Annotated in this window: 11 protein-coding genes; all 11 read right to left on the bottom strand. The window is 69.0% G+C overall.

The window, feature by feature from the left end:
- Positions 1–48: 48 nt before the first annotated feature.
- A complete protein-coding gene (locus GRF61_RS21515; RefSeq protein ID WP_169152673.1) occupies positions 49–1056 on the bottom strand; it encodes a bile acid:sodium symporter family protein in 1008 nt (335 codons plus the stop codon).
- Positions 1057–1280: 224 nt separating this feature from the next.
- On the bottom strand, positions 1281–1970 hold the full coding sequence (locus GRF61_RS21510) for a GntR family transcriptional regulator (protein ID WP_133590213.1): 690 nt from the start codon (positions 1968–1970) through the stop codon (positions 1281–1283).
- 8 nt (positions 1971–1978) lie between these two features.
- Entirely contained in the window at positions 1979–2965 is a 987-nt protein-coding gene (locus tag GRF61_RS21505; protein WP_169152672.1) for an ABC transporter ATP-binding protein, read from the bottom strand.
- Positions 2962–4047, bottom strand: a complete 1086-nt coding sequence (locus GRF61_RS21500; RefSeq protein ID WP_169152671.1) for an ABC transporter ATP-binding protein — start codon at positions 4045–4047, stop codon at positions 2962–2964. The genes GRF61_RS21505 and GRF61_RS21500 overlap by 4 nt, the downstream gene beginning before the upstream one ends.
- A gap of 4 nt (positions 4048–4051) precedes the next feature.
- Positions 4052–4945: an ABC transporter permease gene (locus tag GRF61_RS21495; protein WP_169152670.1), complete on the bottom strand. Its 894-nt coding sequence runs from the start codon at positions 4943–4945 to the stop codon at positions 4052–4054.
- A 10-nt stretch (positions 4946–4955) separates the two neighbouring features.
- Complete coding sequence (locus GRF61_RS21490) at positions 4956–5903, bottom strand: ABC transporter permease (RefSeq protein ID WP_169152669.1); 948 nt, start codon at positions 5901–5903, stop codon at positions 4956–4958.
- A gap of 93 nt (positions 5904–5996) precedes the next feature.
- Entirely contained in the window at positions 5997–7607 is a 1611-nt protein-coding gene (locus GRF61_RS21485) for an ABC transporter substrate-binding protein (RefSeq protein ID WP_169152668.1), read from the bottom strand.
- Positions 7608–8095: 488 nt separating this feature from the next.
- Positions 8096–8392 (bottom strand): DUF167 domain-containing protein, encoded by a 297-nt coding sequence (locus tag GRF61_RS21480; RefSeq protein WP_169152667.1) that lies wholly within the window; start codon positions 8390–8392, stop codon positions 8096–8098.
- A 46-nt stretch (positions 8393–8438) separates the two neighbouring features.
- Positions 8439–9020, bottom strand: coding sequence for a YggT family protein (locus tag GRF61_RS21475; protein ID WP_169152666.1), 582 nt, complete (start codon positions 9018–9020; stop codon positions 8439–8441).
- Between the two features lie 152 nt (positions 9021–9172).
- Complete coding sequence (gene proC, locus GRF61_RS21470; RefSeq protein ID WP_169152665.1) at positions 9173–9985, bottom strand: pyrroline-5-carboxylate reductase; 813 nt, start codon at positions 9983–9985, stop codon at positions 9173–9175.
- Positions 9986–10036: 51 nt separating this feature from the next.
- The gene (locus GRF61_RS21465) at positions 10037–10726 is read right to left on the bottom strand and encodes a YggS family pyridoxal phosphate-dependent enzyme (RefSeq protein ID WP_169152664.1); all 690 of its coding nucleotides are present in this window, start codon (positions 10724–10726) and stop codon (positions 10037–10039) included.
- Positions 10727–10805 lie beyond the last annotated feature (79 nt).

Raw genomic sequence — 10805 nt, 5'->3', positions numbered from 1 at the left:
GGGAGAAAACCCGCGACAGCGACAGCGACGCAGGCTACCTGAACCACCTCACCCCTGAGCCACCACCTTCGCGGCTTCGCTCTCCGCCCGCTCCCGCTCCTTCGCCCACTTCTGCGCCAGCACGCCGCCAACCGCGAGCTGGAACGGGTGGTAGATCATGATGGGCAGCAGGATCAAGCCCAGCGCCGGGTTGGCGCCGAAGATCAGCTGGGCCATGGGCACGCCGGAGGCCAGCGTCTTCTTCGAGCCGCAGAACACCGCCGCATAGCGCTCCGGTTCGGCGATGCCGATGGCGCGGCACAACGCGTTCAGCGCGTAGATCACCGCGCAGAACACCAGTGCCGAACCCACCGCCGCCTCCAGCACCGCGGCGATGCCGTAGTGGGACCACACGCCCTGCGCCACCGAATCGGCGAAGGAGGTGTAGACCAGCACCAGGATGGTGATGCGGTCCACCAGTGCCAGGCGCTTCTTGTGCCGGTGCGCCCAGGCGCCCAGCAGCGGGCGGGAGAGCTGCCCCACCGCCAGCGGCAGCAGCAACCACAGGCAGAGATCCAGCATCACCTCACCCACCGGGAATTCCGCCCCGCTGTGGCCGATCACCAGGCCCAGCCACAGCGGCGTCAGCACCACGCCCAACAGGCTGGACAGCGTGGCGTTGAACACCGCCACCGGCACGTTGCCCTTGGCCACCGCGGTGAGCGCCACCGAGGACGACACGGTGGACGGCAGCGCGCACAGGTAGAAGAAGCCCAGCTGCAGATCCGGCTTCATCCAGCCCTGGGTGACGAACAGGATGCCGAGGCCGAGGATGGGGAAGAGGCCGAAGGTGATGCCCTGCACCAGCAAATGCACCCGCCACTGGGCGGTGCCCTGGCGCAGCGCGGCGAAGCTCAGGCCCAAGCCGTTGAGGAAGAAGATCAGCGCCACGCCGATCTTGTTCAGCAGGTCCGGGTGCAGCCAGCCGCCGTGGGCGCCCGGCTCCGGCCAGAGGCTGGCCAGCAGTACCGCCACCACCATGCCCTTCATGAACCAGTCGAACTTGAAGTGCTTCATCGCCCGGCCTCCGCTGGCACGGCCCGGATGGAAAGGCGTCGGGAACGGCAGGGCGCGGCGGCGGCGGACTTTCGGTCAGTGGCGGGCGTCATGCGCCCTGGGAAGGCGGTAAGGACTTTCATTGCTCGTCTCTCTGTTGCTTTGTTGCTCGTTGTCATCGACGGCCCGCTGCCGCCCTTGGGGTTACCACATCAATGCGCTGCCCGGCTGCATGCCGGCCCATTTCAGACCGCCTCGCCCTTGCCCCACAGCGGCGACAGCCGCTGCGAGGCGCTGCGGGCGGACAGCAGGTGGGCGCGCATCTCGCGGAAGGCGCCCAGCGCGTCGCCCGCCAGCAGCGCCTCGACGATGGTGGCGTGCTCGGCGAAGGAGGCGCCGATGCGCTCGAAATCGCGGAACTGGGTGCGGCGGAAGGGGGTGACGCGGGTGCGCAGCGCGGCGGTCACCTCCTTCAGCACCGGGTTGTGCGCCGCGTCCATGATCAGCTCGTGGAACTCGACGTTGAGCGCGGAGTAGGTCTCCATGTCGCGGCTCTGCAGCGCCGCGCGGCTGGCTTCGTGCAGCGCCGCCAGCCGGGCGCGCTCGGCCTCGTTCATGCGCAGCGCGGCATGGCGGGCGCAGGCGGCTTCCAGCTCGCCGATGGCCTCGAAGGTGTAGTCCAGCTGCTCCGGCGTCATCTGCGCCACCGAGGCGCCGCGGTTGGGCTTGTAGACCACCAGGCCGGAGATGGCGAGCAGCTTGATGGCCTCCCGCACCGGCGTGCGCGACACGCCGTAGCGTTCCGCCAACGCGTATTCCTCCAGCCGCGCGCCCGGCGCGAAGTGGCCGAGGACGATGTCGTCGGCAATGCGCTTGCATACCTCGTCGGTGAGGCGGCCGCGGGATTTGTCTACGGTTTCGGGCGCGTTTTCCATGATCTCCCTCAGGCGTGGGCCGGCTGCAGCAGGGCGTGCCAGCAGGCGGCGCGGTGGCGTTCGTCACCCTCCATCGCCTGCAGCGCCGGCACCTGCTCGCGGCATTGGGCGCTCGCATGGGCGCAACGCGGGGCGAAGGCGCAACCGGGCGGCAGCGCGGCGAGGTCCGGCGGCGCGCCGGGAATCGCCGGCAGCGCCTGGTCGCGCGGCACGTCCACCACGGTGGAAGCGAGCAGGCCGGCAGTATACGGATGGGCCGGGCGCTGCACGACGTCGGCCACGCTGCCTTCCTCGACGATGCGGCCGCCATACATCACCGCCAGGCGGTCGGAGACTTCCACCGCGGCGCCGATGTCGTGGGTGACGAAGATCACCGACATGCCCAGTTCCCGCTGCAGCTCGCGCAACAGCAGCAGCACCTGGATCTGCACGGTGGCGTCCAGCGCGGTGGTGGGCTCGTCCGCCAGCAGCAGCTTGGGCCGGCAGGCCAGGGCGAGGGCGATCATGGCGCGCTGGCGCATGCCGCCGGACATTTCGAAGGGATAGGCATCCAGCCGCCGCCGGGCCTGCGGAATCTGCACCCGCTCCATCAACTCCAGCGCGCGGGCGCGGGCGGCATCGGCGCCGATGCGCTCATGGGCGAGGATGGTTTCGACGATCTGCTCGCCCACGGTGTACAGCGGGTCGAAGGCCAGGCCGGGGTCCTGGAACACCATGGACGCCATGCCGCCGCGGTACTGCTCCAGCGCGCGGCCCTGCAGCGCCATGACGTCGGTGTCGCCGACGCGGATGTGGCCGCTCATCCTGGTGCGCGCCGGCGGATGCAGCTTCAGCAGGGTGCGCAGGGTGACGCTCTTGCCGGAGCCGGATTCGCCCAGCAGGCCCAGCACCTCGCCCTCGGCGAGGTCGAAGCTGACGCCGTTCAGGGCGCTGGCGTTGCGTTCGCCGTGGAAGCGCACATTGAGGTCGCGCACGCTGAGTAGGGGCTTGCTCATTGCACCGCCTCCGGGTTGGCCGCCGGCGCCGAGCTGGCGTAACCGGAGGCGAGGTCGTTCATGTGGCAGCGCGCGAAGTGGCGGCCGCCGGCATCCAGCGGCAGCATGCGCGGCGCCTGCTCGGCGCAGACCGCGCGCGCATGCACGCAGCGGTCGCGGAAACGGCAGCCGGCCGGCGGGTCGATCGGGTTGGGCGGGTCGCCGGCCAGCGGCGAGCGCTGGGTGCGGTTGGCCGGGTCCATGGAGGGCACCGCCGACAGCAGCGCGCTGGTGTAGGGGTGGCGGGCGGCGCCGTAGATGGCTTCCACCGCGCCGATCTCCACCACCTGGCCGAGGTACATCACCATCACCCGGTCGCTGAAGTAGCGCACCACATGCAGGTCGTGGGAGATGAAGAGATAGGTGAGGCCGCGCTCTTCTTTCAACTCGCGCAGCAGGTTGAGCACCTGGGCCTGCACCGACTTGTCCAGCGCCGCCACCGCTTCGTCCAGGATCAGCAGGCGCGGCTCGAAGGCCAGCGCGCGGGCGATGTTCACCCGCTGGCGCTGGCCGCCGGACAGCTCGTGAGCGTAGCGGCCGCCGAACTGTTCAGGCGCGAGACCGACGCGGGCCAGCAGCGCCCGCGCCCGTGCACTCGCCTCCCTGGCCGGCAGGCCGTGGGCGCGCGGGCCGAAGGCGATGGCCTCTTCCATGGTCAGCCGCGGGTTGAGGGAGGCGAAGGAATCCTGGAACACCATCTGCAGATTGCGGCGGTAGTCCTTCAGCGCCATGCCGCCGAATTCGGCCACGCCCTCGCCGTCGAACACCAGGCTGCCCTGGTCGGCGTCTATCAGGCGGGCGATCAGCCGCGCGGTGGTGCTCTTGCCGCAGCCGGACTCGCCGACGATGCCCAGGGTCTCGCCCTTGGCGACGGCGAAATCCACGCCGTCCACCGCGTGCACCTTGCGCGCCGGGCCCTTCTTCACCCACGGCAGGGCGCCGCTCTCGCGCACCGGGAAGTGCTTCTGCAGGCCCTTGACGCTCAACAGCGGCTGGGCGGGGCCGCCGCGGTCGGCAACGGCGGATTGTTCTAGCGCGCTCATGGCGTCAGCTCCGGATGTCCATCGCCGAGCGTATGCCGTCGGCGAGCAGGTTGAAGCAGATGGAGGTGATGAAGATCATCGCCCCCGGCAGCGCGGCCACCAGCGGGTTCTGGAAGATGGCCGGGCGCAGGGTGTTGAGCATCAGGCCCCATTCCGGCTCCGGCGGCTTCACGCCCAGGCCGAGGAAGGAGAGGCCGGAGGCCAGGATCATGCAGACGCTGATGAGGCCGGTGGAATAGACGAAGATCGGCCCGAGCACATTGCCCAGCACCTGCTCGCGCACGATCATCCACGGCCCGGCGCCGCTCATGCGCGCGGCCTCGATGTAGTCCAGCTGGCGCACCTGGGTGGTCACGCTCTCCGCCACCCGCGTCACCTGCGGCACGAACACCAGGGTGAGCGCCAGCAGGCAGTTGTTGAGGCCGGCGCCGAGCGCGCCGGAGATGGCCACCGCCAGCAGTACCGAGGGGAAGGCGTAGAACACGTCCAGGGTGCGCATGATGACCATGTTCACCCGGCCGCCGACGTAGCCGGCGATGACGCCGATGGTGGTGCCGATGCCGAAGGCCAGCACCACCGGCAGCACGCCCATCAGCAGCGACTGGCGGCCGCCGTAGATGAGGCGGGTGAGCATGTCGCGGCCCAGCTCGTCGGTGCCGAGCAGGAAGCCTTCGGCGCCTATGGGCTGCAGGCGCTTGATCATGCTGCCCTTGAAGGGATCGGCCGGCGCGATCAGCGGCGCGAACACCGCCGCCAGCAGGATGAGGAGAAGGATGGCCGCACAGGCCAGCGTGACCGGGTCGCGCGACAGGCGCCGCAGCACCCGCGACCAGTAGCCGCGCGAGCGCTGTGCGGGAAGGGTGGCCGGCGTGCTGCCGGCATCCAGGGCAAGTGACATGGCGTGGTCCTCAGGTCCGCCGCATGCGCGGATCGATGAAGGGCTGGGCGATGTCGACCAGCAGGTTGAGCAGTACGAAGAACAGGCACAGCACCAGCAGCGTGCCCTGCAGCAGCGGCAGGTCGCGCTGGAAGATGGCGGTGTTCAGCAGGAAGCCGGTGCCCGGCCAGGCGAACACGGTTTCGATCAGGATGGAGCCGCCCATCAGGTAGCCCAGCTGCAGGCCGGCCACCGCCAGCACCGTGGGCGCGGCGTTCTTCGCCACATGGCGGAAGATGCGGCGGTTGCCCAGGCCCTTGGCGCGCAGCGCCTGGACGAAGTCCTGCGCCAGGATGTCCACCACCACCGCGCGCACCGTGCGGGTGAGGATGCCCATGGGCACCACCGCCATGGTCAGCGCCGGCAGCACGATGTAGGGCAGATGCGCGCCATCCAGGAACCAGCCGCCTTCCGGCCCGGCGCCCATGGCCGGCAGCCAGCCCAGGGTGATGGAGAACACGATGGTCAGCACCAGGCCCAGCCAGTAGTGGGGCACGCTGACGCCGATGACGGAAATGAAGGTGGCGATGCGGTCCACCCAGCCACCGTGGCGGTAGCCGGCGATGCCACCGAGCACACAGCCCGCGAGCACGCCGATGACGGCGGCCACGCCGGCCAGCGAAAGGGTATTGCCCACCGCCGCCATGACTTCGCTGGTGACGCTGCGGCCGGAGGCGATGGAAGCGCCGAGGTCGCCCTGCAGCGCACGCCCCAGCCACAGGCCGTATTGCACCGGCAGCGGACGGTCCAGCCCGTAGGCGGCCTTGAGTGCCGCGATGGTCTCGGCCGGCGCGTCGGCGGGGGCGATGGCGTTGAGCGCGTCGCCCGGCGCGATGTGCACCAGCAGGAAGGCCACCAGCGTCACCGCCAGCGCGATCGGTACCGCGTAGAGCAGACGCTTGATGATGTAGGCAAACATGGGAAGGCCTCGGAAATTCGGTGTCGGGAAAGGGCGGCGGCACCGCCGCCCGCCGGCGCGCCGCCTGCTGCGGCGCCGCGCCGGCCCGTGGTCTTACATGCGGATCGTGGTCAGGTCCTGGAACCAGTGCTGGGCCTGGATGAACTCCTTCACCTTGGGCGAGATGGCGTGCGGATTGACGTCATGCACCACCCACAGCATCAGGGCGTCGTCCACCATCTTCTGGTGGATGTCGGCCAGCAGCTTGTTCTGCGTCGGCACGTCGAAGGTCGTGCTCAGCTGCTCGATCTTGGCGTCCACTTCCTTGTCGGCGTAGCCGCCCCAGTTCACACCGTTGGGCGCCACGTACTTGCTGTTGACGAAGCGGGTGATGCCGTAGAACGGGTCGGCGGTGACGTAGCCGAGGTTGATCGCGGTGATGCCCTTGCTGGCGTTGATGTCGCCCTTGGCGCCGGAACGCCAGTGCAGGTACAGGTTCTCCAGCTCGACCACCTCGAACTCGACCTGGATGCCGACCTCGGCCAGGCTCTGCTGGACGAACTCGTTCATCGGCAGCGACAGCATCTGGCCGGTGCCGCCCTGGGCGATGATCACCTTGGCCTTCAGCGGCTTCTGCGGCGAGTAGCCGGCTTCGGCCATCAGCGCCTTGGCGGTCTTCAGGTCGTACTTGATGTCGAAGGAAGGCTTGCCGAACCAGGGGCTGGTCGCGTCCACCTGGCCCTTGGCCGGCTGGCCGAGGCCGTTCAGCAGCTGGACGATGGCGCTGCGGTCCACCGCCAGGTTGGCGGCCTTGCGCACCCGGATGTCGGTCCAGGGCGAGCCCGGATAGGTGCTGAAGTGGTAGGGCCAGACGTGCGGGGTGACGTTCTTGACGATCTTGAAGCCGCCCGCCTGCAGCTGCGGCACCATGTCCGGCGCCGGCGTCTCGATGATGTCCACCTGGCCGTTCAGCAGCGCGTTGCCGCGGGTCACCGCGTCCGGGATCGGCAGCAGCACGATGCGGTCGGTCTTGGCGACGCGGGCCTTGTCCCAGTAGTCGGCGTTGCGCACCAGCTCGGCACGCTCGCGCGGCACCAGCTTGTCCAGCTTGAAGGGGCCGGTGCCGGAGGGCTGCGAGGCCACCTTGTTCCAGTCCTTGCCCATCTTCTCCCACTGCGCCGGGCTGCCGATCAGGAACCAGGGCAACTGGTAGGGGAAGAGCGCGTCCGGCTCCTTGGTGGTGATCTCCACCGTGGTCGCATTCACCTTGCGGTAGGAGGCGATGGACGGGATGCGCGGGCGCACCTGGGCGCTCTGCTTGGCGTCGAACTGCGGCGCCTTCTCGTTCAGCACCTTCTCCAGGTTCCAGATCACCGCGTCGGCGTCGAAGGCGGAACCGTCATGGAACTTCACGCCCTGGCGCAGGGTGAACAGCCACTTCTTCGGGTCCTTCGCGTCCGGCTTCCATTCGGTGGCCAACCCGGCGATCAGCTTGCCCGGACGGTCGCCGATGTTGGACTCCCAGGCGATCAGCGGGTCGTACAGCGTGTGGCCGGTGAACTGGTAGGCGCCGGCGCCGCGGTCTGGCTGGCCGGTGGTGAGGGGAATGTCCGCCATGGAAATGCCGTAGCGGGCAACCGTTTCCGCCCAGGCGCCGGTGGACGCGGCGAGCGCGATCGGGGCCAGGGCCAGCCAGGGGAGCAGGCGCTTGCGAAGAGAGAGCATCTAAGACCTCCGTAGGGGGTGAGAAATCGAGGGAAGCTCCCTACGGATTGCATGCAACATGCCAGCAATTAATCTTTTGTTAATGTTTTTCCCAAGTTGATGATTAATCGCCACAGATCAGGCGATTGCATTGTTTTGAGCTAATACAAAAGCGGATTTCCCACCGCACTCACGCACACTTACGGTGCTGCACCGCAACAGGATGTACCAATAGCGTGCATGGAAAATTAGCATGAAATCCGCCAATCAGCCTCAGATTGCATGCACGTTACCCAGGGAGCAGCGGAGCGGGGGCTGACCTAAAGGTGGAACCGGGCCGGAGCCGAGGCCGGCCTGTCCAGCTGCCAGTGGAGGTTTTCGGCTGACGTTCCGACCCAGGGGAAAACCGGCAGACAGGCGAGGCACCACCCGTGGAACAGGTGGCACAAGGCCTCGGCTTGCGCCGATACAGGCACGACCAGAAGAAAGGAAAAGAAGTGCGCCCGGCCTCAGCCGAGGGCGCGCAGCCGCGCCAGGGCGTCGCCCCCGGCGCCGCGCAGGCGGACCCGCTTCGCCCGCGAGGTCTCGCCGCTCAGCAGCTCGACCGCCGATTTCGGCAGGCCGCAGAACTCGGCGAGGAAGGCGCACAGCGCGGCGTTGGCCTTGCCATCCACCGGCGGCGCGGCCAAGCGCAGCTTCATCGCCTCGCCATGCGGGCCGGCGAAGCCGGTCTGCTTGGCGCCGGGCTGGATGTGGAGGGTGAGCGTGAGGCTGCCGTCGGCGGCCTCACGCAGCCAGTCGCTCAAACCGCGCTCCGCCGTGAAGACGGCGGCTTGAGCCTGCGCGGCGTGCTCACAGGCCGACCAGCAACGGCGTGAACCCACCGCGTAGATTACCCAGCACCATCAGCAGTATCTGCAGCACCAGCAGCAGCACCAGCGGCGACAGATCCACATTGGCGATGGTCGGCACGATACGCCGGAAGGGCCGCAGGAAGGGCTCGGCCAGTGCGTTCACGATAGGCGCCGCGGGCGAATAGGGGCTCACCCAGGACAACACCGCCGACACCAGCACAATGGCGAAGACGAGGTAGATCATCATCCGCAGCAACTCCACCAGGCCCAGGCCCCACACCCCCAGCAGCACGCTGGCCGGGTTGTCGGCCAGCGGCACGCCGCGCAGCACCAGTTCGATGAACACCAGCGCGGTCTGGAAGGCCCAGGCCGGCAGCAGGCTGGCCATGTCCAGGCCGAACAGCCCGGGGATGAACCGGCGCAGCGGCCGCACCACCCAGTCGGTGGTGGTGACGACGAAGTGGCCGATCTGGTTGCGGAAGGACACCCGCTGCCACTGCATGAAGAAGCGTGCGAGCAGCATCAGGGTGATGAAACCGACCACGGTATTGAGGATAAGCAGCAACACATTGGCGAGCATGGTCTCAACCTAGCAAGAGGGAAGGACGGGCCGGTGCCGCGGCCGGCAAGGCATGCGGCAGGACGGCCATGAGCGATCGGACAGACAAGCACACGCCGGAAAGTGGCAGCGGACGGACTGCGGCAGCAAGGTGGCGGCCGGCACGCGCCGCCTCAATCCTTGCCCAGCTCGTCGCCGAGCTCACGGCCACGCGCCTCGGCCGCCGCCACCGCGGCCAGCATGGCATCGTGCCAGCCGGAGGCGGCCAGGCTCTCCAGCGCCGCCTGGGTGGTGCCACCCTTGGAAGTGACGCGCTCGCGCAACACCGCCGGCGACTCCTCCGACGCGGCGGCGAGGCGGGCGGCGCCCAGCGTGGTGTCCAGCGCGAAGCGGCGCGCCTGCTGCTCGTCGAAACCCAATGCGCGGCCGGCGGCTTCCAGCGATTCGATGAAGTGGAACACATAGGCGGGACCGCTGCCGGACACCGCGGTCACCGCGTCCATGCGTGCCTCGTCGGCAATCCAGACGATGCTGCCGACGGCGGACAGCACCCGGCCGGCGGCCTCGCGGCCCGCTTCGTCCACCGAGGGATCGGCATACAGGCCGGTGACGCCGGCGCCGATCAGCGCCGGCGTGTTCGGCATGCAGCGCACCAGCTGGCTGTATCCGCCCAGCCAGCGGCCGATGTCCGCCAGACGCAGGCCAGCGGCGATGCTGATGACGATCTGCCTGCCCAGCCGGCCAGCCAGCGGCGCCAGCGCCGCCTTCATCTGCTGCGGCTTCACCGCCAGCACCAGCACATCGCAAGCCAGCGCGGCATCGTCCAGCGACTCCACCGTGCGCACGCCGAAGCGCGCCGCCAGCCGCTCGCGGCTCTCGGCGCTGAGGTCCACCGCCTGCAGGTCGCCGGCGGAAAAGCCCTTCTCGATCAGGCCGCCTATCAGTGCGGCGGCCATGTTGCCGCCGCCGAGGAAGGTAATCTTCATGTTCTTGTCACGGGTGAGGAGTGAGGCCTGAAGCCTGGCAGCCGCCATGCCTCAGGCCTTACGCCTCTCACCGAAGATGGCGGTACCCACCCGCACCAGGGTCGCGCCCTCGGTCACCGCCGCCTCGAGGTCATGGGACATGCCCATGGACAGGGTGTCCAGCGCCAGGCCGGCCTCGGCCAGGCGGTCACGCAGCTTGCGCAGCTGGGCGAAGCGCGCATGCAGCACCGCCGGGTCGTCGCTGGGTTCGGGAATGGCCATCAGGCCGCGCAGCCGCAGCCGCGGCAGGGCCGCCACCGCCAGCGCCAGCGCCTCCACCTCCGCGGGGGCGACGCCGCTCTTGCTCTCTTCGCCGCTGACATTCACCTGGATGCAGATCTGCAGCGGCGGCAGATGGGCGTCGCGCTGGGCCGACAGGCGCTCGGCGATCTTCAGCCGGTCAACGCTGTGCACCCAATCGAAGGCTTCCGCTACCGGCCGCGTCTTGTTGCTCTGCAGCGGGCCGATGAAGTGCCATTCGAGGCCCAGGCCGGCCAGCTCTGCCACCTTGGCGCAGCCTTCCTGCACGTAGTTCTCGCCGAAGGCCCGCTGCCCGGCGGCGGCGGCCTCGCGCACCGCGCTGGCCGGCCAGGTCTTGCTCACCGCCAGCAGGGCCACGCTTTCCGGCGCTCGCCCCGCCGCCCGCGCAGCCTGCCGGATGCGCTCGCCCACGGCTTGCAAGTTGGCAGAGATTGATGTCATATTGCCGCAGCCCGTTCCTAGGAATGATGCGGCAAAAGTATAGCACCGGCCCCTCCCCCGGCTTCCCGCCAGCCCGCTC

This window comes from Azoarcus sp. TTM-91 (assembly GCF_012911025.1).
Classification (GTDB): domain Bacteria; phylum Pseudomonadota; class Gammaproteobacteria; order Burkholderiales; family Rhodocyclaceae; genus Azoarcus.
Note: the sequence above shows the minus strand (reverse complement) of the source record. Positions and strands in the feature narration are given on the sequence as shown.

Excerpts from the sequence above, each read along its gene's own strand:
- GRF61_RS21515 (WP_169152673.1), bottom strand. The coding sequence starts at position 1,056 with ATGAAGCACTTCAAGTTCGACTGGTTCATGAAGGGCATGGTGGTGGCG.
- GRF61_RS21510 (WP_133590213.1), bottom strand. The coding sequence starts at position 1,970 with ATGGAAAACGCGCCCGAAACCGTAGACAAATCCCGCGGCCGCCTCACC.
- GRF61_RS21505 (WP_169152672.1), bottom strand. The coding sequence starts at position 2,965 with ATGAGCAAGCCCCTACTCAGCGTGCGCGACCTCAATGTGCGCTTCCAC.
- GRF61_RS21500 (WP_169152671.1), bottom strand. The coding sequence starts at position 4,047 with ATGAGCGCGCTAGAACAATCCGCCGTTGCCGACCGCGGCGGCCCCGCC.
- GRF61_RS21495 (WP_169152670.1), bottom strand. The coding sequence starts at position 4,945 with ATGTCACTTGCCCTGGATGCCGGCAGCACGCCGGCCACCCTTCCCGCA.
- GRF61_RS21490 (WP_169152669.1), bottom strand. The coding sequence starts at position 5,903 with ATGTTTGCCTACATCATCAAGCGTCTGCTCTACGCGGTACCGATCGCG.
- GRF61_RS21485 (WP_169152668.1), bottom strand. The coding sequence starts at position 7,607 with ATGCTCTCTCTTCGCAAGCGCCTGCTCCCCTGGCTGGCCCTGGCCCCG.
- GRF61_RS21475 (WP_169152666.1), bottom strand. The coding sequence starts at position 9,020 with ATGCTCGCCAATGTGTTGCTGCTTATCCTCAATACCGTGGTCGGTTTC.
- proC (WP_169152665.1), bottom strand. The coding sequence starts at position 9,985 with ATGAAGATTACCTTCCTCGGCGGCGGCAACATGGCCGCCGCACTGATA.
- GRF61_RS21465 (WP_169152664.1), bottom strand. The coding sequence starts at position 10,726 with ATGACATCAATCTCTGCCAACTTGCAAGCCGTGGGCGAGCGCATCCGG.